We start from the raw sequence: 21747 nt of genomic DNA, 5'->3' as shown, positions 1-21747 counted from the left end.
TTCTTAAGTGCCTTTGGAACTTTGTAGCTTTCGTTCCATTTTCAACCGCATGCGAGAGTCTGTGGTCCACGACCCTGGAATGACGGTGAACAGGTCACCGCCTCGCTACTCGCTGGTCCTGCCCGTATACAATGAAGAACAGGTGCTTCCTCGGCTGATCGAGCGGATCAGTTCGCTTATCGGCCGGCTGGACGGCGAAACGGAGGCCATCTTCGTCGATGACGGAAGCCTCGATGGAAGCGTCGAATACCTCCAAAAGGTGGTTGCCGCCGAGCCGCGCTTTCGGCTGATCGAATTTTCCCGCAATTTCGGTCACCAGGTGGCGATTACCGCCGGTATGGACGCCGCTGCGGGCGATGCCGTCATCGTCATGGATGCAGACCTGCAGGACCCGCCGGAAGTCGTTCTCGACCTGGTGGCAAAGTGGAAGGAAGGCTTCGAGATCGTCTATGCCCGCCGAGTCAAGCGCGAGGGCGAATCCTGGTTCAAGCGCTTTACGGCAAGTCTTTTTTATCGCCTGCTGGAGAAAATGACGTCGGTCGATATTCCGCGCGACGTCGGCGACTTCCGCCTGGTCGGCCGCAAGGCGCTGGAAACCTTCAAGCATATGCCCGAACATGACCGCTTCGTCAGGGGCATGTTCGGCTGGATGGGCTTCAAGCAGACGGCAGTGCCATTTGAGCGCCACGCCCGAACCCTGGGCCAGACCAAATACCCATTCTGGAAGATGATGCACCTTGCGGTTCACGGCATCGTTAGTTTCTCCGAGAAGCCGTTGCGCCTGGCCCTCTGGGGCGGATTGGCCATTTCCGCGCTTGCGGTGGTCTTTGGTGCCTACGCCATCTTTGCCTGGTTTTTTGAAACCGGCATCATTGCCGGCTGGACATCAACCGTGGTGATCGTGTCGCTCCTGTGCGGCATCAACCTTTTCATGACCGGCGTGGTCGGACTCTATGTCGGCAGCATCCACGCCGAGGTGAAACGCCGCCCGCTGTATGTGATCGATCGGCTCACCGGCTTCGACGAGGCGATGCGTGCCGTCTCTGGTGAGCGCCGCCGATCGTTTCACAAGCCCAGGAGTGGAGTCCCCGCCAATGGGCGAACTCTTCGACAGCTATAATTCCAACTATGGCGAGGCGGTCGAAGGGTCCATCCGGTTTTCCGGACTCAGGCACGACTTCTTCCTTGTCGCCAAGGCGGACCTGCTGCGGCGTCTGCTCGTCGAGCGAAAGCTTGGACAGGGTGGGGCGACCGTAAGGGCGCTGGATGTCGGCTGCGGCGTCGGTTCGCTCCACCCCTACCTCGAAGGTGCTTTCGACAGCCTGGATGGCTGCGACGTCTCGCAAGAATCGATCTTGCGTGCCAGCCAAGACAATTCGCGTGTGGCCTACAGGACCTGCAGCACGCAGCGGCTGCCTTATGAGGACGGCACGTTCGATCTGGCTTTCGCCAGCTGCGTCGTCCATCATGTCTCGCCCGCTGTCTGGCTGGATTTCTTCCTGGAACTGCGCCGCGTCGTGCGGCCGGGCGGCGTCGCCTGCATCATCGAGCACAATCCCTACAATCCACTGACGCGTCTTGCGGTGTTTCGGTGTCCGTTCGATCACGAGGCAGTCCTGCTCAACGCCGCTAAAGCAAGGTCCCTTTTTCAGGAAACAGGCTTCAGGGACATCCGCTCCGAGCATTTTCTGCTGCTACCCTCGGCAACGCCCTTGGCCAAAAAGGTCGAGCGCCTGCTTTCCGCCCTGCCGCTTGGAGCGCAGTATGCGTGCAGTGCGCATGTCTGAGCGCCGTTCGACCGGCGACGCCAGGCTGAGGCTGCTGGCGCGCTTCGGGTCGGTCGGCATCGCTGCAACGATCCTATATGCGGTGATGGCCACCGCTTTGGTCGAATGGCAACGGTTCGGCCTCTCGCCGGTCGGTGCCTCACTCGCAGCTTATGCCGCTGCCGCCCTGTTTTCTTATCTCGCGCATAAGTTCGTGACCTTCGCGTCGAGCGGATCGCATCGATCGGAGGCTCCGCGTTTTCTCTTGCTGACGGCAACCGGCTTCGCCGTGGCTTACGCGGCGCCGGCGCTTTTGACGGCGAAACTCAGTCTGCCGCCGATCATTGCCACCCTGGTTACATGCTTGCTTGTTCCAGCGGTCAATCTCCTCATGCTCGACCGCTGGGTTTTTGCGCAGCGAAGACGCGGCCAGCAGCGCGATCGCCCGCCCTAATCCGCGTCAGTGGGATCGAGCCGGAGCGACAACAATTTGATGGAGCGCTTATAGATGTTGCTGGCGGCAGGAGTTTGCGGAATGCCGTCGAGGTAGTCGAAGGCGATGTCGAGTGTCTTGGCCTCGGCGAGAGCCGCCGGTGGGATAACGAACGAGACGGTGCGTGGCTCTTTGCCGGACAGCGTCACCGCATGCAGCCGAACGCGGTTTACCGAGATCACGACCCTTTGCGTGACCTGTGGCGGACGAATGACAGCGGCCATTTGCAGCGTGGCCGTCAGGCCGTCGCGAAGCGGCGGTATCTCCAGGCGAAGCCGCGAGGTCTCGCCCAGCGAATGGGTGCCGTCGGCTACCGGTCCCGACCAGCCGCAGACCCTCATGCCGGCTGCCTTTTTGGCTCCGTCGGACCGGAACGACACCGTCTGGCCAAGGGTGTAGCTGCCGACCGCATCGCGATTGAGGCAGGTTGTCGTCCAGTCGATGTAATAGGCGCGATAGTCGGCATTGACGTCTGGATTGAGAGCAAGCGCAAGGATGATGATTTCCGCCCCGGCCAGAACCGCCGCCGGCGTGTAGCCGCCAAGCGAGGCCGCGCGCCGATGCGGGCCCGGAGTGCTAGACCAGGGCAAGATAGCCCCCGATCCACGCGACGGTCATGAAATAGCAGGCGCCCAGGAAGAGACCCAGAGCCGCAAGAAAAGTCAGCTTCGACGCCGACAACAACGTGGTCAGCAATATTGTCAGAGGCGCAAGCCCAACGACGTATCTGACCATCGAGGCCAGGTTCGTGATCAGCGGCGAGATGATGCAGCAGGCGCAGAACAGCGCGGCGCCATATTGCCTGCGAACCGCCAGAACCGCCGATAATGCCAGTCCTATGAGTGCGGCGAGCGCGCTCCATTGCGGCGCCGTAGGCAGCCATCCAGTCGTCGGAACGGCCGAGAGTCCATCCCATATGAAGGCGAGCGGATTGCCCGCCACCCGTCCAAACGCGCGCTGGACGTGCAGGAAGGCAAAGCCGTCCCCGACCGTCAGATAGAGGAACAGGATGTAGGCGAACAAGCCGGCAGGCGAGATGAGAATTGCAACGAGCAGATCCGGTCGGCCAAGCACCCAACGTGGGAAAGAAAGCGCCGATCCGCCCTTTGCGCGGTAATCCCTGAACATCTGAATGACGGTCGCAAATACAACAAGCACTCCGACGAGCCTGGTTGCCGACAGCAGAGCCGATGACAGCCCCGCGGTCAGATAGCTGGAGCGTTTGAGTGCCAGAAAAACGCACGACGTCAGCAGCACGAAAAGAGGTTCGGTCAGGAAGGTTGTGAAGTGAAAGGAGAACGGGCCGCTGAGCAGAAAGGCGCAATACAGCACATAAGCGCGCATGTTCTTCTCGAGCAGCGGCCACGCCACCAGACAGGCCGCGTAGCTGCACGCAAGCGATGTGATCGACGCGAGCAGTATCGTCGGCAAAGGGAAAACAGACCGGATTGCCGCCACCAGCATCGGATAGAGCGGAAAGAAGCCCCAGCGTCCGACATTGCTCTGGTTTGGAATGGGAAAGCGCTCATAACCGTGTTCGGAAATGTCGACATACCACGCGCAATCCCACCGGCAGAGCGCCTGGGCATAGGCTGCGAAGCCTGGTTCCGCCGAGATCGAGGCAAATGCCGCATAGCGAATGGCCAGTCCACCAACGACGAACAGCAATGGCACCGCCACGACGGCGACCGCAATATAGCGACCGCCGGGACGCGCGACAGCTTCGAGCGCCACAATCTGCCTCCACCCGTTCAAGTGACTGGCGCCACTCAAAGCTAGATGACGCGCGCCCGGGCGAATTCAAGGCATGCATTTGGCGGCTCAAATTGGTGATACCAGCGATCCGGCGTCCCTGAGCCAGACCAGCATCTCGCTGCATCACGTTGAAATGGGTTCAGTCGACGCGTTTAACCCGTCGCGTAGGTATTTGTGCAGTCAAGCTGTTGTACACGACAGTTCGAATCCTGATACCGCGCTGGTGTACTCAGCCCTTGAGAATCTTTCAGCCTTCGGCAACATGGCGGCAAGGCTGAGAGCATGAGGATGAGCAAGGTCATTTCCGCCGCATCACGGCGTTCGCCGCGCAAGACACCGATGGCGCTGACCGAGGCGCTGGTCGCCCGCACCTTGCGTGCGGTCGAGGATGCCGGGCCGACGCCGGGCATGGTCTACATGACCGATGCCGATTACGCGCGCATTCGCGACGAGGTGCTGGCCGGCGCGCCGGGCGGGCCGGTGAAGCTGTTCGCCTATGGCTCGCTTCTGTGGAAGCCGGCCGGCGAGGTCAGGGGTGGCGAACGGGCCGTGGCGACGGGCTGGCACCGTTCGTTCTGTTTTACGGTGCAGCGCTTCAGGGGCACCGTCGAGCAGCCCGGCCTGATGATGGCGCTCGACCGCGGCGGCCAATGTCAGGGCATGGTGTTCGAGATCGCCGAGCCAGTGGGGGCCAATCTCGAAACGCTGCTGCGCCGCGAGATGACCATCCTGCCCTCCGTCAACGTGCCGCGCTGGCTGCAGGTCAGGACGGGCGACGGCACAGGCCAAGCGCTTGGTTTCGTTGTCGATCCCGCCAATCCGCGCTATGCAGGCAAGCTCGAAAAGCGAGCGATAGCGGCGACCCTGGCCACGGCCGTCGGCCATTGGGGTTCGGGCGCCGAATATCTGTTCGAGACCATTCGCCATCTCGACGCCTGCGGCATCCGCGACCGCAATCTCTGGCAGTTGCAGGAACTTGTGGCCGAGGAGATCGGTCGGGCGCCGTCGGGCTTCATTCGTCCCTGAGCCAGACCAGCATCTCGCCGGGGTCGCGGTTGTCCCAGGCGAAATACGGCACGGCGGTGAGCTTCGCGTCCTCGACCGCCGGCGGTTCGGTGCGGTAGAGCCCCTCTTCCCAATTTTCGAAAGCCTCCCTTTTGGCAATCGCCGAAAGTGTCACAACGCCGCCCAGAAGGTTCAGCTGCTGATGCGCCTCGATGTCGGCCGTGCGCGGCAGAGCGATGCGATGCAGCTGGCTGGAATTGTCGGTCTCCTCGACGCAGTAGATCAGCGGGCCGCGCGCCAGTGCGACACGGCCGATATCCTGCCGCACCTGCGGATTGGCGTAGAGGCGGTCGACGGCCATTTCGAGGTCGAGCTCGACGCGGTCGCCCTTGCGCCATTCGCGGCGGATCGCGGCATAGCCGTCGCTGCTGATGGCAGCCAGATCGACATCGGCGCCGTTGACCTTGAGCGCTGCCTTGCGGCACCAGGCCGGCAAGCGCAGGTGCAAAGTGAACTCGGTCGGAGCTTCCGGTTCGACAGAGATCGAGACCGCGCCGTCCCATGGATAGTTACTGGTCTGGGTGAGCTCTATTTGCCGGCCCGCGATATCGAAACGAGCCGTGCCGTTTCCATAGAGATGGACGGCGAGTGCGTCGTCCGACAGGCCGTAGAAATAGCTGCCGATCGAGGCGACCATGCGCCCGACATTGGGCGGGCAGCACGGGCAGCGGTGCCATTTCCAGCGGTGGTGGGCGCCGCGGCTTTCGAGCGGATTCTCGTAGAAGAACAGCGAGCCGTCGAGCGACAGGCCCGAGATCGAGCCGTTGTAGAGCGCCCGCTCCATGATGTCGGCGTAGCGCGCATTGGGACCCATGCCGAGCATGCGGCTCGCCCAGAACACCAGGCCGACCGAAGCACAGGTCTCGGCATAGGCGGTGTCGTTGGGCAGGTCGTAGTCGGCGGTGAAACCCTCATTGTGCGAGGACGGCCCAAGGCCGCCGGTGACGTAGAGGTTCTTGGTCATGAGATCGTCCCACAGCCGGTCGAGCGCCACCCGCAGCGTGTCGTCGCCATATTCGGTGGCGATGTCGGCCATGCCCGAATAGAGATACATCGCCCGCACCGCATGGCCGACGACCTTGTCCTGCTCGCGCACCGGTTTGTGCGACTGGTTGTATTCGTAGGTCTTGAAATGATACGCCTTCGGGTCGGCGCCGCGGGCGCGCGCCTCCTCGTCGAAATAATGCGGCTCAAGTCCCCGCTGGTCGATGAAATATCTGGCTAGCTCCATGTATTTGCGCTCGCCCGTCACCCGCGCCAGCTTGACCAGCGCCAGCTCGATCTCCTCGTGGCCGCAATAGCCCTTCTTCTTACCGGGCTCGGGACCGAACGTCTCGGCGATATGGTCGACATAACGGCACATGATGTCGAGCAGCTTGCGCTTGCCGGTGGCCTGGTAGTAGGCGACGGCGCCTTCGATCAGATGGCCGGCGCAATAGAGCTCGTGGCAGTCGCGCAGATTGGTCCAGCGCCGGCCGGGCTGGATGCGTTGGTACCAGCTCGACAGATAGCCGTCGGGCTGCTGCAGCTTGCCGTACATATCGATGACGGCGTCGATCTTCTTCTCCAGCTCCTCGTTGCGGCGGCGGTAGAGCGAATAGGCGGCGGTCTCGATGGTCTTGCCCCAATCCGAATCCCAGAACATCTGCGTCGTCACCGTCGAGCCGGTGAACTCGTTGCCGGCGGTGGCGGCCTCGTCCGGCGAGGGTGAGTGGAACGGAATGACGACGCCGGGCGACGGCCGGTCCGGGTCGATCTGCTCGAGCATGCGCGCCTCGACGCAGCGGTCGTAGAGGATGCCGGCGGTCTTCGAGGCGACGGCATCGACGCGGTCGCCCCAGAAGCCGCGCACGTCGACCTGCGGCACCGGCAGCGGGCGGAAGGCGAGTTTCGGCTTGGCGCCCTGACTGGCGGATTGCGATGCGGTCATCAATTCACTCCGGTTCGGTTCGATTGGTCACTTCACGGCCCCTGCCATCAGGCCGCGGATGTAGAAGCGCTGCAGCAGCAGGAAGAGCACGAGGCACGGCACCATCATGACGGTGACGCCGGCCTGCACGGCACCCCAGTCGATGGCGCCGAAGCGGCCGGACTGGAGTGCGGTCATCATGATCGGCAGCGTGAATTTGGACTGGTCGGTCATCAGCACGAGGGCCGCCAGAAACTCGTTCCAGGCGCCGAGGAAGGCGAACAGCGCGATGGTCACGATGCCCGGCCAGACCAGCGGCAGCATGACCCTCAGGAGCATGGTGACATTGTTGGCGCCGTCCATGCGCGCGGCCTCCTCGATCTCGCGCGGCACCGCGTCGAAGGCGTTGCGCATCATGAAGATCGAGAACGGCAGCTGCAGCGTGACATAGACGCAGACCAGCCCGGTCAGCGTGTTGTGCAGGCCGATTTTTGTCAGCACCAGGAAGATCGGCGTCAGGATCGACTGGAACGGGATCATGATCGTCGACAGGATGACGACGAAGAGCAGGTTCTTCAGCGGAAAACGGAAGCGCGAGAAACCGTAGCCGGCGAGCACGCTGACGATCACCGACAGCACCACGGTCATGACCGAGACGTAGATGCTGTTTTGCGCCGGCAGCCAGAGGCCATCGCCGAAGGTGTTGAGCGTGGCGTAGTTCTCGAGCGAGATGCCGCTGGTCGGCCAGGGCGGCAGCGGCGGTTGGCGTGCCTCCTGCGCCGGCTTGAAGGCCGAAAGCACCGTCCAGGCGATCGGCGCCAGGAACAGAATGGACGCGATGATGCCGGTCGAGTGCTCGGCAATCTGCATGCCGATGCGGCGTTTGCGGCTCCTTGCCTGCGCCATCAGTCGACCCCCTCGGGCTGGCGCAGCAGCCGCAGCTGGATGAGGCTGAGCGCCACCAGGATGACCAGCAGGACCATCGAAAGTGCCGCGCCATAGCCGAGCTTGAACGACACGAAGGACTGGTTGAAGATCCAGTAGACGGCGGTCAGCGTCTGGTTGCGCGGGCCGCCACGCAGGATGATGTAGAACTGGTCGAAGGCGAGGATCGAGCCGGCCACCGACAGGATCAGCGCCAGCGCCAGCGTGCGGCGCATCAAGGGCAAAGTAATCGCCCGGAACCGCGCGAATGGCCCTGCCCCGTCGATCATCGCCGCTTCCTGCAGATCCGGCGGGATCGACTGCAGGCCGGTCATCAGGATGATCATGGTGAAGCCCGCCACCTTCCACACCACCATGGCGATGATCGACCAGAAGGCCGGCTGGAAGGTCGCCAAAAGGTTGAATTTCTTCTCGGTCAGGCCAAGCTCGAAGGCGGCCGGGCTGAACAGGCCTGAATCGACATTGAGCAGCCACGACCACAAAAGGCTGGCCGAGGCAAAACCGATGACCGCCGGCATGAAGAAGGACGTGCGGTAGAAGCCGGTCAGCTGCCGCGGCCTTTCGATGAACAGCGCCAACGGAAAAGCGACGGCGAAGATCGCGATCGTCACCACCACCGTGTAGTAGCCGGTGAACTTCAGCGCGTTCCAGAAGCGGGTGTCGCGCAGGATCGCCCAGTAATTGTCGAGCCCGATAAAGCTGTGCGCGCCCATCAGCGGCCAGTTGTGCAGCGACATCCAGGCGGTCATGCAAAGCGGCACGATGAAGAAGACGACGACAAGCGCGACGGCCGGCGCGACATAGAGGAGGCCGATCCACTGCCGGCGGCCGGCGCCAACGAGTTTGCGGGGGCGCGTCGGAGCGGAGATTGCTGTGATGGTGGTCATGGCTGGCCGCTCGCCTTCCCTTCTCCCCTTGTGGGAGAAGGTGGATCGGCGCGCAGCGCCGAGACGGGGCGTTGGAAGGATCGCCGTGGGTGCCAAGCTGGAGCACCCCTCATCCGTCGCCTTCGGCGACACCGCCCGGGGGCGAGCCACTGGTCTCGCCCCGTCCTTCGGACCCCACAAGGGGAGAAGGGGGAGCCAGCATTGCAACGGCGTACTGTGATGGTGCTCATGCCTGTTGTTCCATTGGCGGGACGTCCCCCTCCCCCTCGAGGGGAGGGTCCGGCCGAAGGCCGGGGGTGGGGTCCTCCGCGAAGCGCGCCGACATCAAAAGAGCGTCGAGCACTGCCGCAACGACCCCACCCGGACCTGCGGTCCGACCTCCCCTCGAGGGGGAGGTGGCGCTTTACTTCTGCGGCGCCGAATCGATGATCGACTGCATGGTTTCCTGCGCGTTGGCGATGGCGCCGTCGACGTCTTCGCCGAAGAAGACCTCGTTCATCATCTGGTTCCACGGACCGTTGGCCGAGTTGATCAGGTCGTTGAATACCACCGAATAGGGCGTACGGCCCTTGGCCATGGCTTCGGCGGCAACCTTGTAGCGCGGGTCGAGATCTTTCAGCGCCTCATTGGCGATGTCGCCGCGCACCGGCAGGCTGCCGTATTTCGCCAGGATGGTCTGGCCTTCGAGCGAATAGGCGAAATCGAGGAACTCCTTCACCACCGCAACCTTGGTGGTGCCTTTGGTGACGACGAAATTGTCGCCGCCGGCAAACGACGACCAGCCGCCGTCCTTGCCGGGCAGGAAGGTGATGCCGTAGTCAATGTCGGGATATTGCGTGTTCAGCGCGCCGATGGCGAAGGCGCCGGACGGCGAGATGCCGATGTTGCCGGTGGCGAAGGCGGCAAAGAAGTTGGAGCCGGTGTCGGTCTGCGCGCCTGAAGGCACCAGGTCCTTCTTGACCATCGAACGGTAGAGGTCGATGGCGCCGCGCATCTGCGGCGTGTCCAGCGTCGCCTTGGAGCCGTCCTCCGTCAGGATGTCGCCTCCCGAGGCCCAGATCAGCGGCGTGAAGGTGAAGATGTTGCAGCCGCCGCAATTGCCGGAGAAGTAGAAGCCCTTGATGTCGCCGCCGAGCGCGTTGACCTTTTCGGCGTCGCTCTCGATCTCGGCCCAGTTGGTCGGGCCCTTTTCGGGGTCGAGGCCGGCCTGCTTGAAAAGCTTCTTGTTCCAGATCAGCACCGAGGAATCGGCCGAGAACGGCAGCCCGTAGATGCGGCCCTTATAGGTGCCGGTCTTGACATGCGCCGGCGACAGGCTGGCGAAATAGGGTAGCGATTTCGCCCAGTCGGTGATGTCCTCCAGCTGGCCGGCGGCGGCGAAGGACGGCGTGTAGATCAGGTCGAGCGAGAGTGCATCCGGTGCGGTGCCGCCGGCGGCGGCGGCGCCGTATTTCGGGATGATTTCGGCGTTGGGGATGATGTCCAGCTTGATCTGGTTCTGATGCCCCTTGTTGAAGGCGTCGACGATGCGCGGCATGAAGTTCGAGCCGTCGGCGCGAACCCAGATGTTGGCGGTGTCGGCGGCGGCCGGACCGACTGTCGCCAGCGTGCCCAAAATGCTCGCGGCGATGGCGAGCCCGGTAATGGTGGTTCTCATGCTTCTCCTCCACATGGTTTTAACTCGGCCGCGCCCCAGCGCTTTGCAATCGACACGGCCCGTTTCGTTTCAGCCGTCCGGCGGACGGCCGCATGACTGACGCACCACCAGCCGGCACGGCAGTTTTCTGATGCCCGGCACAGCGGGTTCGCCGCCGACGAGCGAAAGCAGGGCAAGGCCGGCCTCGCGGCCAAGTGCTGCGAGATTCATGTCGACCGAGGTCAGCGGCGGGCGGGTAGCCTCGGCGACGATCTGCCAATTGTCGAAGCCGATGACGCCGACCTCGTCCGGCACGCCGATACCGCGTTCGCGCAAGGCGTCGATGACGCCGCGCGCGATCTGGTCGTTGCCGCAAAACACCGCGTCCGGTTTTTCGCGCGTGCCGTCAAACCCCTCACCGTCGAACAGTGTCTTGACCGCCTCATGCCCCCAAGCCTCCGACCAGTGGCCAAGCAGCGGCTCCATGACCGGCAGGCCGTTCTCGGCCAGCACCGCGCGATAGGCCTCGGCGCGGGCATGCACCACGGCAAAGCTCGCCGGACCGCTGACATGGGCGATGCGCTTACGCCCGAGCCGGCAAAAGTGCTCGACCGCCAGCCGCGCCCCGCCGGCATCGTCGGACACGAAAGCGATGGCGTTTGGATCGGGCTCGGTAAAGGCATAGATCGCCGGAATGCCGAGATTGGCGAGGTCGACCGGCAGGTGGCGGTCGATGCGTTTGCCGGTGGCGATGATGCCGTCGACGCGCTTGTCGAGCATGGCATCGACATGCAGCTGGGCAAGGCGCGGGTCGTCCTCGACATTGCACAAAAACACCGAGACGCCGGCATCGACCAGCGCATCGGAAACGCCGGCCATCAGCGGCAGCGAAAAGCGGCCATAGGTGTCGTTGGTCAACAGCCCGACGGTAAAGGAGCGCCGCCTGAGCAGGCTCTGCGCCAGGCTGTTCGGGCGAAAGCCAAGCCGCTGCGCCGTCTCGCGAATCCGGGTTCGCGTCTCGGCCGTCATCCGCCCCTGCCCGTTCAGCGCCTTGGACGCCGTGGCAACGCTGACGCCGGCAATGGCCGCCACTTCACGCAAGGTGACGGGCTGCTTGGCGGGCGTTGGCTGGACGTCGGACGGCATGATTTGGACATGATCCTCCCAGGTGGGAAAAGCTTTTCTCTTATGACCCCTCAGGGTGCTGATCGGTGATGTCAGCGGATGCGAGGCGAGTTGGGAAAAGGTTTTCTCAAGGGAGAGATTAGGACGAAGGATGTGGGGATGGCAAGGGGGGAATGGCCGCTCAGCGGCACCGCGATCGAATAATCGCGGTGCCGTAGTCTACCCGTACGGCTAGCAGCTCTCAGTCTGCGGATCGCACGCCTTGTTTTTCTGCTTCTCCGGCTTGGGCTTGGCCGCCTGTTCCGGCTCGGCTTGCTGCTGCTCGGCGGGCTGCTCCTTGGCCTTCTGCTTTTCGGGCTTGGCCGCCTGCTCGGGCTCGGCCTGCTGCTGCTCGGCGGCGGGCTGCTTCTTGGACTTCGGCTTCTCAGGCTTGGCCGCCTGCTCGGGCTCGGCCTGCTGCTGCTCGGCGGCGGGCTGCTTCTTGGTCTTCTGCTTCTCAGGCTTGGCCGCCTGTTCCGGCTCGCCCTGCTGCTGCTCGGCGGCGGGCTGCTCGCCGACCTTCGGCTTCTCAGGCTTGGCGGTTTCTTCGGGCTTGGCCTGCTCGGTCGATGCAGCACCTTCGGTCGGCTTCGATTTGCGGCCAGCCTGAACCTGCTTCACCTCCTCGATGTCTTTGAGCTTAGCTGGTTTGGCCTTAGGGTCGGCTTTCACCTCGCCCTCAAAGACAGCGACCGTATCGTTTTCCAGTTTGCCGGACCGCTCGGGCGCGTCGGTCTTGCTGACCTTGACGGCAGTCACCTTCTGGTTCGTCTCTTTTTCGATCACATCGACATCAATGACTTTGTTGATCACGACGTTGTTCCGGATCGTCACGTCGCCGGCCGGCTCGGCCGCCTCCACGATGCGCACAAATTCTGGCTCATCACGGATGACGACGGTAGAAACGTCCGCGGCAAGGAATTCGCGGGTGGGGACCACAACCCAGTAATAATCCGGCGTCGTGTCGAAGGTGATCTCGATGGAAATCAGATCCGGATCGCGGCGCGGCGGCAGCGGAGCCCAAATCATGTGCTCCCTGTCACGACGCCAACTCACCCATGCTGGCGCCCAGCGAGTGCCCGGAACCCAATACCAGCCGATATCGTCGGCATAGCCCCACCGGCCGTAATGGTACGTCGCCCAGCCGAATGGCTCGTCGGATACCCACAGCCAGCCGTACTGCTCGGTATAGACCCAATGTCCAACGGTATACGGACGCCAATCGTCAGGCACATCGACCGGCACGAAAACGGTCGCTCCGTGATACGAGACCCAATCGCCGTAGGAAGACAGGTCTTCATAGAATGTGCTGATCGAAACGGTGGTGGCAGCCCTTGCCTCTGACACAAGCGACAATGGCGCAATTGGGTTGGGAATCTCGACGACCGTGAGCAGGCAGGCGGCGCCGAGCATCAGTCGCACCGCATGTTGGGCAAGGACGCGTTTCATCGTAATCTTCCTCCGAAACAGATCGCCCTTCATCGTACAAACCCGCCGGCTGCCGGATTGTTCCACTTTGCTGACGTTACCCGCATCCCCTCGCGCAACGGCTTGGCATCGCACGATCATATTTGGGGTCAGAGTTGCTTCATGAGGGCGGTGACCATCACAAATGCGCGCCGGAGGCGCGGCGATAGGTGTCGTTGGTCAAAAGCCCGACGGTAAAGCTGCGCCGCCGCAACAGGCTCTGCGCCAGGCTGTTCGGGCGAAAGCCTAGCCGTTGCGCCGTCTCGCGAATCCGGGTCCGCGTCTCGGCGGTCATTCCGCCCCTGCCCGTTCAGCGCCTTTGACGCCGTGGCCACGCTGACGCCGGCGAGCGCCGCCACTTCGCGAAGGGTGACCGGCTGCTTGGCGGGGGCTGGCGAGGTGTCGCACGCCATGATTTGGATATCGATCCGCCCAGGGGGAAAAGCTTTTCTCTTATGGCGCTGCGAGGCGCTGAATGGTGAGGTCAGCGGATGCGGGCGGGTTGAGAAAAGGTTTTCTTAGTAGGAGATTAGGGGAAGGATTTGGGGTTGGCAAGGGCTAGCGGAGGGCGCCTAAGCAATGGGTGACAGCGGCTCGAAACCGGTTGCCGCATCAGGCCCCTGAGAAGGATGAGGAGATTTGTCGCCCCGCCCAAAAAGATCAGATTAATCGTGTGGCTACGACAATCACTATAACTTGTTGGCCTGTTGGCTGTCTTCGCCGGCCACAGACAGCGAAGGCGATAGTCCTTTAGCCCTCAAGGAGAGAGTGGCAGACTCAGCTAGGAGTAGCTAGACTATGGGCCAGCATTTTTTTGGGGGGATTATGGCCAAGCGAGTGAGTGTAATAAATTTCAAGGGTGGTGTCGGGAAAACCACCCTATCCTTTCAGTTCGCTGCTGGATTGGCTCGTTTCCATCGTAGTCGTGTACTGCTGGTTGACGTCGACCATCAAAGCAGCCTTTCGATTGTTTGCTTGACTGCTCCAATATGGACGCGTTCCGTGCAGGCCAACCGAACTATTAACGAAATATTCAAGCCATTTATAGGGCAATCACCTTCGTTACCTGGACCTGGGATCATAGAAAAAAATGCTATCAAAACGGTCTATGGTAACTACTACGCTTCGCTAGACATTGTGCCGGCGAGCTTGCAGCTAGACGATATTGAAATTGATCTTACTGCCTCTCATCATGGCAACGCGATACATTCCGAATGGGACAAGCGAACGCTAATTTGCAAATGGTTAGAGACAGCCGGAATCGATGACTTGTACGACTACATCATTTTTGACTGTCCGCCGGCCACAAAAATCGTATCGCAGAATGCAATCGCCGCCAGCCATGGATACATTCTTCCAGTTATCCCCGAGGCCGTCATGGAACGTGGCGCACCCCATCTGGTGGGAATGATTCAAAACGGTATCGATGTAAAGCTGAAGGCGCTAGCAACCATGGGGGCCAGCCGTCCTATGCATGTTCCAGATACGCAGTTGGTCGGCGTCGCCATAACCCGTATCCGCACTCATGGAGCGGCATATTCTGGATATGTCGATGACCACACGGTTCATCTCGCATCGCTGCAAAGGCGCTGGGCCCAAGATCTGCTGCTGCCCTACATTGAAGAAGGGACTGGTGTGTCACAAGCCCTTGCCGATGCGGTGCCTGTCTATGATCGATCAAATACCCAGAATATTGGCGGGAGAGGCCTACATACAATGTACCGCGAACTCACCGATACACTCAAAGCACGGATTGACGCACTTTGAAAAGCCGAAAGAAAATGACAGGTATGGGCAATCGGATCGCCAAGGGCCTTTCCGATCAGGACGTTGTACGATTTTTGAGGCAACTAGTCAGCATGTACAAAGATCGTCGCAGCGGAAATCCTGCTTTGGCCGAAGCACTCAGGAGACTCGCTGATCGGCTAGAGAAGGAGGCTGAGTCTGAGCGCGCTGATCCCTCACCCGCGCAATCGTCACTTTGGGTAACGCCGTCCACTGAAGAGTTAAGGGCCTACGACGACGACGCAATTTTGAACTATATCGCTGACGAGGCCCGTACGAAGCTAGACTTGGTCGAGCTTGCCTTTGCGCGCTTTTCAATCCCGCGCGCGAAGCTTCAGCGGATGCCTGCGGCTGAAATTCGGGATGCTATCAGTGCAGCCCTCAAGCACGAACAGTCGCTTAAGATAATCGCAGAAGAAGCAGAGCGATACGGCTCAAGTCGTCGGTCCTAGCACTTGATGGACGAATCGATTTGCCCGCAGGCGCAATCGTCGGCGGGCGCAAGTTAGGTTTGAGCATCGCGCAGTCGCCTATCTGCCTGCCTAAAAATGCGCCCGCGCTTGCCGCTAAGCAGCTTCCGAGTACGGCCAATGATGAGAAGACGAGTACTCATCTACTTTCACCTTAACAGACACATTGAAGCGGGCCCCAAGTGCGCTGTCTGAAACTGCCTTAGGGCAGCGTTTGATATTGATCGTTGTATCCAGTCCCTGACCGTCCACGGCCCGAACAACCCTCTTCTTTCCGTCTTGTATTACCTCTACTAGGTAACTCTGGTAGGAGGCATGCCCAGCTTTGGCTTCACTGTGATCGGGGATGAATGTTAACAAGCAGGGGATTCGCGCAAAATCGAGTCTCTGCATGTTTCGCATCAAACTAAGTTTCGAGAAGAGAGGAAGATTCGCGGAGGCTCCTTCCAGATCCTTGTGGGTAATGATGCCAAATACGATCTTGTATTCCGAATCTGCAAACGGCGCCAGAAAGTTAGCCGGATCAGCGCCTCCTAACTTTTGAATTATGATCTCTTCCAACTTCTCACGGGACGCCGGCTCTTGCGTAATCAGCTCAACAGAATTCACGCCTTGGTTGAATAGGTGACTGAGGTGCGACGAACGTGTGGAAATCTTGATATGATAAAATACGCCTCGATGACCGGACCTCGCGGTCGCATCGGCGCGCGCAGTGTAGATATCACAAGGCTCGATCGCAGTATTTCCAGAGGGGCTGATGTCCGTTTGATCTAGGCAAAGTAGCCCGGCATGGGCGGCTGCCATTGCCTTGTTGTAGCTTTCCTCGCTGTAGACCCGCTTTCCCTTATCCATAGCGTCATGATTATAAGGACTTAGGTCGGTCAGCTCGCACTTTGCGTCTAAGTAGGTCCTCAGCCGAGTCGCGAAAGCCTTTTCAACTTTATACCAAGCGCCCTCACAGAGATGATAGATCACGTCCTCACCCGGAGGCTCCAAGTCGAATATAACGCTGCGGTAAAGCCCATATGATTTATCGGGCGAACCTTCTGTGTCGGTGAGAATAAGACGGTATTCACGCTTAAGGGCATCCACGGTGATATTAGCAAGGACCCCATCGCCCAAGTATTCGTAGAACTGCTCAATGGAGATATCGGGATAAATCTGGCTTGGACCTTCACCGCCCCCAAACATGCAGCAGGTGTTATCCTTGTAGTCAACGATGTCCGGGATGGTGAGTGTCGTCGCTCCGTCTTTCCCTCTGATCGAGGCAAGGAGATGAGCATCCAGCGGCGCGATGTCGGCGGGATTGCGCACAGGTGTTATGTTTTCAATGTTCGGAAACGACGCCTTGTATTCGTCACTCTCGTAAAGTTCCAGAAAGCGACTGCATCGATCAGATAGTTCTTCCGGCTCGATTTTGAGGCTGATCTTGAGGCTAGCCGAGCCTGTCGCGCTCTTGAAAAGCTCTGCAAACCCCGGCTTCACCTTGCCGGTGAGACTCTTGATGATCTCGCTATTGGCGTCGAAATCGAGGTACGTCAATTCAGTCGAAATCGGCACTTGCGTGCGCTTTCGACGCGCTGGCCCCGGCTCAACCATATCAGCGCTTCGCAGTTCCTTGGGATCAAGCATGTTTAGGGTAACGCGCAAGCCGAAGTCATACTCGTAGGCGACATCTTTAAGATTGTGATGGACTTGCCCGAAACAGATGGCGAAATGGCGTTCGCCTACCGGCAAGAACAGGAGCGCCCCTTTGAACTCCTGCCAGATGTCATCCTCGATGCCGAAGTAGGAGCGCCACCAAGGGCGCTTGCGATCGGCATCAAGTATATATACGACCGCGCCTTCGGGCGCGTGATTGGCCTCAGCGGCCTCCAGACCGTGATCATCTACGAGAGAATTGTTCGCGTCATAACCTTCACGCAGAAGATAAATAGAAAACGGTCTTGACTTGTCTGCCATGCCATCCCCCGGACAACCCAACTACTTTCAACAACAACTCATCACAGAAATCTGCATAAGACAACAACACAGCTACAGGTCGACAGAGAATGATGCAGGCTCCCTTCTAGACCTGTGCCCCGCCTCACTGCTTAAAGCACTTCTCGCGGTGCCACTGCAAGAAATGAGGATGCGGATGTTCAAACTGTCGACGGGGCGAAAGCGCGCGGCGAGTCTTGTTTATGAACGCCTGCACGCTGTCGAGATCATTGACCTGCCGGGAGATCATGATTTCCAAGTCATCGGATAGGCTGATCAATCCGCGATCGAACATCCAATGCGCTGTACCGGACAGTGCGATCCCATTGTTGATGACATCGGGTCCGTTCGCTTCGACCGGTCGAATATGGGCGGCCGAAACCTCTGCTCTGCCGCCGCCATTTATCAACTTTAGTCCCGTGATCGCGCAGCGCTCATCATAGGCGCGCAGGACGATGCGACGGAAAATGCGATCCCGCACGGTTCGCGACCCAATATAGCTCACGCGGTCCCGGCTCTGCTCGAACTCGAACGGCGCCTGCTCATCCTGAAAGCCGATGGATGTGCCGACCTCATCAATGCGCGGTAGCAAAAACTCATTCGTTTCCAGGCCCAGATCGATAATGCGGTTGAAATCAGGTGGACTGATTGGGCGGACGGCCGATTGGGCGCGACCGGAAATCCGTCCTTCGTCATTGAGCAAGCCTCGTTCGACGAGACCATCAGTTCCGTTAAATGGAACAGGGTTGACGAAATCGAGATAGGTTCCGGGCTCGATCAGAGCGAGGTACATATCAGGTGTCACGGGATCGGGAATGATCTGTTGGATTTTGGCCACCGCGTAGTAGCCACGGGTATCGTTTACCTTGCTAGGCTCGTAGTAAATGATCCAACTGCCGACGCATGCTTCGACGCGGCGCAGATACGGGCGAGGAAACTGGTATTGTTCCGCGGGCCGGTCGTTGTAGATCGAATCTGAGCGGTGAATGAAGACCCCGAATCCCATGATTTTCCTGCAATGCTTTCTTTGGGGATTTCTGGCTCAGATGTAACACCAAATCCGATCTTGAGGGTTCAGTCTAGGCCGGAGAAAGTTTTCCCCATGGTATCGGTCTTTTTGAACCGCACGTTGTTCCGATAGGGAAAGCCCCCTAACAAAGCGCCGCTATTTTTCACGAAGCATGCAACAAAAGGCTGGCGCAGCCCGTCCCCCGAGAAAAGAACCCGCCATGCCAAAACTCATCGTCACCGAATTCATCAGCGTCGATGGCATTGCCGAGGTCGAGAAGCTGCCGAGCGTGACCTGGAACGATGAGATGCAAAAATTCAAGGACGACGAGCTTGCCGACTGCGGCGCCATGCTTTTGGGACGCACGACCTATGAGATTTTTGCCGGCTCGTGGCCCAGCGAAACCGAGGACTTTGCCGAGCGGTTCAACGCCTGCCTCGATGAGCTTGACGCCGCGCGGATCCCTCCCGCGATTGATGCGATCGAGTTCGCAGCCACCAGGCGGAGGGTTCTGATCCGCCCTTTCTTGCTGCTGCGTAGAAGACATCTTGATTCAGCCACAAGCCCAAATTGCTGGATTTGGCGGCCCAGGAAGGATAAGCTTGGTTTTTGGTTCAGCGATGGAACAGAGACTAGCCGCAATTCTGGCTGCCGATATGGCGGGCTACAGTCGGCTAATGGAGGCCGACGAATCCGGCACGCTCGCACGTCTTCGGACCCATCGCATAGAACTGGTCGATCCCGCCATCGCTAAGAACAAGGGCCGGATCATCAAGACCACCGGAGACGGCATGCTCGTTGAGTTCCAGAGCGTGACCGATGCGGTGAAATGCGCCGTGGAAATCCAACAGCGCATGAAACGGCGCAATTCGGATGTGCCGCAAGAACGGCGTATCGAATTCAGGATCGGCATAAATCTCGGCGACATCATTTTCGACGATGAGGATATTTTCGGCGACGGCGTCAATATTGCCTCGCGCATCGAGCAACTCGCCGACGTCGGCGGTATCTGCGTGACCGCAGCGGTGGCGACCCAAATTGCCGACCGTCTCGAAATTGCCATGGAGGACCTGGGCGAGAAGACGTTAAAGAACATCAGCCGCCCGGTTCGCCTCTATCGCGTTGGGTTTGATAGTCCTGCCCTGCCGGAAGTCGAGGCGAAGCGATCCATCTCGAAACCTTCAATAGTGGTGCTGCCATTCACCAACATGAGCGGCGACCCCGAGCAGGAATTTTTCGCGGACGGACTGACCGAGGACATCATCACCGAACTGTCCCGCCACCATGAGCTGTTCGTCATCTCGCGCAATTCCAGCTTCGTCTACAAGAACCGCGCCGTGAATGTGCGCGAGGTGGCCGAGAAACTCGAGGTCCAATATCTGGTGGAGGGAAGCGTCCGCAAGATCGGCGAGAGGGTGCGCGTGACGGTTCAGCTCATCGACACCGCGAATGACGCTCATATCTGGGCAGACAAATATGACCGGAAGCTGGTCGACATATTCGCGATTCAGGATGAGGTGACGGCGGCGATCGCAGCCACGCTGCCCGGTCGTGTCGAGGCGGCTCAGCGGGACCAGCTCGCGCGGGCGAAACCTGCAAACATGGCCGCGTATGAATGTGTGCTCGCTGCCAAGGTGCTGCATCACCGAAGCACGATTGCGGATAATGAACGCGCGCGAACCTTGATAGAAAGGGCCGTCGCGCTCGACCCCGATTATGCCCATGCCCATGCGTGGCGGGCCTGCATTCTTGGCCAGGCCTGGGTCCATAACTGGTGCGAAGACAGGGATGCCGTCTGGAACAGCATTATGGCGGCGCTGGACAGGGCGCTGGCGCTGGACAACAACGATGCCGATGTCCACCGCATTCTCGCGGCAGTGAACGTGAACAACAATGAGCTGACCACAGCGCGCTACCATCAGGAGCGGGCGCTGGCCCTCAATCCCAATTACGACCTCGTGGTGGTGCAGCAAGGCGAGTTATTGACGTGGCTCGGGAGACCGGAAGAGGGAATTGAATGGATCCGCAAGGCCATGCAGTTGAACCCGCACCACCCGGAGAGGTTCTGGAGCCATCTGGGAAAGGCGCATTTCGCCGCGCGCCAGTATGGCGAGGCGATCGAAGCTTTCATGCATCTGTCAACCATGGACGCAGCTCAGCACGCTTTCGCCGCTGCCTGCTACGGCTGGCTCGGCGACGAAATCGCGGCCGCGGCGCATCTGGGCAAGATCAGAACGCTCGATCCCCAATTCGACCTCGATTCATTCATTGCCACCCTGCACTATGCCCAGGAGTCCGATGTGCAGCACGTCCGCGAAGGGCTGCTGAAAGCCGGTATTGCCAAGCTGTAGGCAGCCCGTGACCCGCACGATCGGCGATAAGCTGGACCTTAGCCACCGCGAAATAGCTCGGCTCTATTCTACCTTGGTGCGCTCATAGTAGATGATCCAGTCGCCCACGCATGCTTCGACATGGCGCAGATACTGGCCAGGAAACTGGTATTGCTCAGCCGGGCGGTCATTGCAGATCGAATCTGAACAGGGAAAACCCTCCCCCTGAAAAAGCGCCGCGCTAGTTGACGGTGCAGTTCGCACAAGACCCGCACGGCCGTCCCGACAGAAGGAACCCGCCATGAGAAAACTCATCATTACCGAATTCATCAGCGTCGACGGCATTGCCGAGGTCGAGAAGCTGCCGAGCGTGGCCTGGAACGATGAGATGCAAAAGTTCAAGGACGACGAGCTTGCCGACAGTGGCGCCATGCTGTTGGGGCGCACGACCTATGAGATTTTTGCCGGTTCGTGGCCCAAGGAGACCGGAGACTTCGCCGACCGGTTCAACGCGCTGCCGAAATATGTCGCCTCGACCAGCTTGCAGGCGCTCGACTGGCAGCCGGCCGAACTCCTGCAGGGCGCGTTGCCGGAAGCGGTCAGAGGGCTGAAGCAAGGCAGCGGCGGCAACATCTATGTGCATGGCAGCCTCAGCGTCGCGCAGGAATTGCTGCGCAACGGCCTGGTCGACCGCATCAGGCTGCTCAGCTACCCCGGTGCCGTCGGCCAGGGCAAGCTGCTGTTCCCGCCTGGCGCGCAATTGCCGCTCGAGCTGATCTCGGCCACGCAATTCAGCCACGGCGTGGTGGCGCTGGAGTATGCGGCCGGGACGGCGTGATGCGCTTCGGTGCAGTTGCGCTTTCATCGATAAGTCGGGCAGCGCCCCCCTCTGCCCTGCCGGGCATCTCCCCCTCAAGTGGGGAGATTGGATGTCACGCCGGTTTTCGCCAACATTCAACGTTGCAGAACAGGCGGTGTGAGGGAAGCTGCCAATCTCCCCCCTGTTTGGACCGGGGACATCGCGAACAGCTGTGCGAGGACATCGCGAACAGTTTGCCATCCTATCGTTGGCTTGCATTGAGGTCG

At 60.3% G+C, this 21747-nt stretch carries 19 protein-coding genes and 2 pseudogenes; 9 read left to right on the top strand and 12 right to left on the bottom strand.

What is annotated here, in order from left to right; genetic code table 11:
- Positions 1-79 precede the first annotated feature (79 nt).
- The 3 genes from NKJ17_RS26095 to NKJ17_RS26085 are packed head-to-tail and all read left to right on the top strand — an operon-like array spanning position 80 to position 2220.
- Positions 80-1120, top strand: coding sequence for a glycosyltransferase family 2 protein (locus NKJ17_RS26095; RefSeq protein ID WP_352509473.1), 1041 nt, complete (start codon positions 80-82; stop codon positions 1118-1120).
- Positions 1095-1787 (top strand): class I SAM-dependent methyltransferase, encoded by a 693-nt coding sequence (locus NKJ17_RS26090; RefSeq protein ID WP_352509455.1) that lies wholly within the window; start codon positions 1095-1097, stop codon positions 1785-1787. Before NKJ17_RS26095 ends, NKJ17_RS26090 begins: the two co-directional genes overlap by 26 nt.
- Positions 1765-2220 carry a GtrA family protein gene (locus tag NKJ17_RS26085; RefSeq protein WP_352690750.1) on the top strand — a complete coding sequence of 152 codons (456 nt, stop codon included), beginning with the start codon at positions 1765-1767 and terminating at the stop codon, positions 2218-2220. The genes NKJ17_RS26090 and NKJ17_RS26085 overlap by 23 nt, the downstream gene beginning before the upstream one ends.
- Here the strand turns inward: NKJ17_RS26085 and NKJ17_RS26080 are convergent.
- Positions 2217-2849 (bottom strand): hypothetical protein, encoded by a 633-nt coding sequence (locus NKJ17_RS26080; protein ID WP_352690748.1) that lies wholly within the window; start codon positions 2847-2849, stop codon positions 2217-2219. The genes NKJ17_RS26085 and NKJ17_RS26080 overlap by 4 nt on opposite strands.
- Positions 2836-3993, bottom strand: coding sequence for a putative hexosyltransferase (locus NKJ17_RS26075; RefSeq protein ID WP_352690747.1), 1158 nt, complete (start codon positions 3991-3993; stop codon positions 2836-2838). Before NKJ17_RS26075 ends, NKJ17_RS26080 begins: the two co-directional genes overlap by 14 nt.
- A gap of 309 nt (positions 3994-4302) precedes the next feature.
- Between NKJ17_RS26075 and NKJ17_RS26070 the strand changes: the two genes are divergently transcribed.
- Positions 4303-5040, top strand: coding sequence for a gamma-glutamylcyclotransferase (locus NKJ17_RS26070; RefSeq protein ID WP_352690746.1), 738 nt, complete (start codon positions 4303-4305; stop codon positions 5038-5040).
- On the opposite strand, the gene NKJ17_RS26065 is transcribed toward NKJ17_RS26070, so the two are convergent.
- From NKJ17_RS26065 to NKJ17_RS26035, 7 genes and pseudogenes are all read right to left on the bottom strand, one after another.
- A complete protein-coding gene (locus NKJ17_RS26065; protein ID WP_352690742.1) occupies positions 5027-7009 on the bottom strand; it encodes a glycoside hydrolase family 127 protein in 1983 nt (660 codons plus the stop codon). The genes NKJ17_RS26070 and NKJ17_RS26065 overlap by 14 nt on opposite strands.
- A gap of 27 nt (positions 7010-7036) precedes the next feature.
- Positions 7037-7894: a carbohydrate ABC transporter permease gene (locus tag NKJ17_RS26060; RefSeq protein WP_254817449.1), complete on the bottom strand. Its 858-nt coding sequence runs from the start codon at positions 7892-7894 to the stop codon at positions 7037-7039.
- Complete coding sequence (locus tag NKJ17_RS26055) at positions 7894-8820, bottom strand: carbohydrate ABC transporter permease (protein WP_352690739.1); 927 nt, start codon at positions 8818-8820, stop codon at positions 7894-7896. The genes NKJ17_RS26060 and NKJ17_RS26055 overlap by 1 nt, the downstream gene beginning before the upstream one ends.
- Positions 8821-9223: 403 nt before the next feature.
- On the bottom strand, positions 9224-10477 hold the full coding sequence (locus NKJ17_RS26050) for an ABC transporter substrate-binding protein (RefSeq protein ID WP_352690737.1): 1254 nt from the start codon (positions 10475-10477) through the stop codon (positions 9224-9226).
- A gap of 69 nt (positions 10478-10546) precedes the next feature.
- Complete coding sequence (locus tag NKJ17_RS26045) at positions 10547-11602, bottom strand: LacI family DNA-binding transcriptional regulator (protein WP_352690736.1); 1056 nt, start codon at positions 11600-11602, stop codon at positions 10547-10549.
- Between the two features lie 210 nt (positions 11603-11812).
- Positions 11813-13102 (bottom strand): DUF6600 domain-containing protein, encoded by a 1290-nt coding sequence (locus NKJ17_RS26040; RefSeq protein ID WP_352690734.1) that lies wholly within the window; start codon positions 13100-13102, stop codon positions 11813-11815.
- A 139-nt stretch (positions 13103-13241) separates the two neighbouring features.
- Positions 13242-13500: pseudogene (locus tag NKJ17_RS26035) on the bottom strand (LacI family DNA-binding transcriptional regulator); the annotation flags it as partial.
- A 385-nt stretch (positions 13501-13885) separates the two neighbouring features.
- On the opposite strand from NKJ17_RS26035, the gene NKJ17_RS26030 reads away from it, so the two are divergent.
- Positions 13886-14854, top strand: a complete 969-nt coding sequence (locus tag NKJ17_RS26030; RefSeq protein WP_352690731.1) for a ParA family protein — start codon at positions 13886-13888, stop codon at positions 14852-14854.
- Positions 14851-15324: a hypothetical protein gene (locus NKJ17_RS26025; protein WP_352690728.1), complete on the top strand. Its 474-nt coding sequence runs from the start codon at positions 14851-14853 to the stop codon at positions 15322-15324. Before NKJ17_RS26030 ends, NKJ17_RS26025 begins: the two co-directional genes overlap by 4 nt.
- Before the next feature lie 114 nt (positions 15325-15438).
- On the opposite strand, the gene NKJ17_RS26020 is transcribed toward NKJ17_RS26025, so the two are convergent.
- Entirely contained in the window at positions 15439-17304 is a 1866-nt protein-coding gene (locus tag NKJ17_RS26020; protein ID WP_352690726.1) for a DUF6119 family protein, read from the bottom strand.
- A gap of 124 nt (positions 17305-17428) precedes the next feature.
- Positions 17429-18328: an HNH endonuclease gene (locus NKJ17_RS26015; protein ID WP_352690723.1), complete on the bottom strand. Its 900-nt coding sequence runs from the start codon at positions 18326-18328 to the stop codon at positions 17429-17431.
- A 223-nt stretch (positions 18329-18551) separates the two neighbouring features.
- On the opposite strand from NKJ17_RS26015, the gene NKJ17_RS26010 reads away from it, so the two are divergent.
- The gene (locus NKJ17_RS26010; protein WP_352690721.1) at positions 18552-19085 is read left to right on the top strand and encodes a dihydrofolate reductase family protein; all 534 of its coding nucleotides are present in this window, start codon (positions 18552-18554) and stop codon (positions 19083-19085) included.
- Entirely contained in the window at positions 18988-20682 is a 1695-nt protein-coding gene (locus NKJ17_RS26005) for an adenylate/guanylate cyclase domain-containing protein (RefSeq protein WP_352690834.1), read from the top strand. The genes NKJ17_RS26010 and NKJ17_RS26005 overlap by 98 nt, the downstream gene beginning before the upstream one ends.
- Before the next feature lie 19 nt (positions 20683-20701).
- On the opposite strand, the pseudogene NKJ17_RS34115 reads toward NKJ17_RS26005, so the two are convergent.
- A pseudogene (locus tag NKJ17_RS34115) lies at positions 20702-20925 on the bottom strand (hypothetical protein); the annotation flags it as partial.
- Between the two features lie 37 nt (positions 20926-20962).
- On the opposite strand from NKJ17_RS34115, the gene NKJ17_RS26000 reads away from it, so the two are divergent.
- On the top strand, positions 20963-21499 hold the full coding sequence (locus NKJ17_RS26000) for a dihydrofolate reductase family protein (RefSeq protein ID WP_352690719.1): 537 nt from the start codon (positions 20963-20965) through the stop codon (positions 21497-21499).
- Positions 21500-21747: the final 248 nt, after the last annotated feature.

This window comes from Mesorhizobium sp. M0208 (assembly GCF_040322015.1).
Lineage (GTDB): Bacteria > Pseudomonadota > Alphaproteobacteria > Rhizobiales > Rhizobiaceae > Mesorhizobium.
Note: the sequence above shows the minus strand (reverse complement) of the source record. Positions and strands in the feature narration are given on the sequence as shown.

Coding starts and splice junctions, on each gene's coding strand:
- NKJ17_RS26060 (WP_254817449.1), bottom strand. CDS start 7,894: ATGGCGCAGGCAAGGAGCCGCAAACGCCGCATCGGCATGCAGATTGCC.
- NKJ17_RS26030 (WP_352690731.1), top strand. CDS start 13,886: ATGGGCCAGCATTTTTTTGGGGGGATTATGGCCAAGCGAGTGAGTGTA.
- NKJ17_RS26065 (WP_352690742.1), bottom strand. CDS start 7,009: ATGACCGCATCGCAATCCGCCAGTCAGGGCGCCAAGCCGAAACTCGCC.
- NKJ17_RS26085 (WP_352690750.1), top strand. CDS start 1,765: ATGCGTGCAGTGCGCATGTCTGAGCGCCGTTCGACCGGCGACGCCAGG.
- NKJ17_RS26070 (WP_352690746.1), top strand. CDS start 4,303: ATGAGCAAGGTCATTTCCGCCGCATCACGGCGTTCGCCGCGCAAGACA.
- NKJ17_RS26015 (WP_352690723.1), bottom strand. CDS start 18,328: ATGGGATTCGGGGTCTTCATTCACCGCTCAGATTCGATCTACAACGAC.
- NKJ17_RS26005 (WP_352690834.1), top strand. CDS start 18,988: ATGGCGGGCTACAGTCGGCTAATGGAGGCCGACGAATCCGGCACGCTC.
- NKJ17_RS26090 (WP_352509455.1), top strand. CDS start 1,095: ATGGGCGAACTCTTCGACAGCTATAATTCCAACTATGGCGAGGCGGTC.
- NKJ17_RS26040 (WP_352690734.1), bottom strand. CDS start 13,102: ATGAAGGGCGATCTGTTTCGGAGGAAGATTACGATGAAACGCGTCCTT.
- NKJ17_RS26095 (WP_352509473.1), top strand. CDS start 80: ATGACGGTGAACAGGTCACCGCCTCGCTACTCGCTGGTCCTGCCCGTA.
- NKJ17_RS26020 (WP_352690726.1), bottom strand. CDS start 17,304: ATGGCAGACAAGTCAAGACCGTTTTCTATTTATCTTCTGCGTGAAGGT.
- NKJ17_RS26045 (WP_352690736.1), bottom strand. CDS start 11,602: ATGCCGTCCGACGTCCAGCCAACGCCCGCCAAGCAGCCCGTCACCTTG.
- NKJ17_RS26000 (WP_352690719.1), top strand. CDS start 20,963: ATGAGAAAACTCATCATTACCGAATTCATCAGCGTCGACGGCATTGCC.
- NKJ17_RS26010 (WP_352690721.1), top strand. CDS start 18,552: ATGCCAAAACTCATCGTCACCGAATTCATCAGCGTCGATGGCATTGCC.
- NKJ17_RS26050 (WP_352690737.1), bottom strand. CDS start 10,477: ATGAGAACCACCATTACCGGGCTCGCCATCGCCGCGAGCATTTTGGGC.
- NKJ17_RS26055 (WP_352690739.1), bottom strand. CDS start 8,820: ATGACCACCATCACAGCAATCTCCGCTCCGACGCGCCCCCGCAAACTC.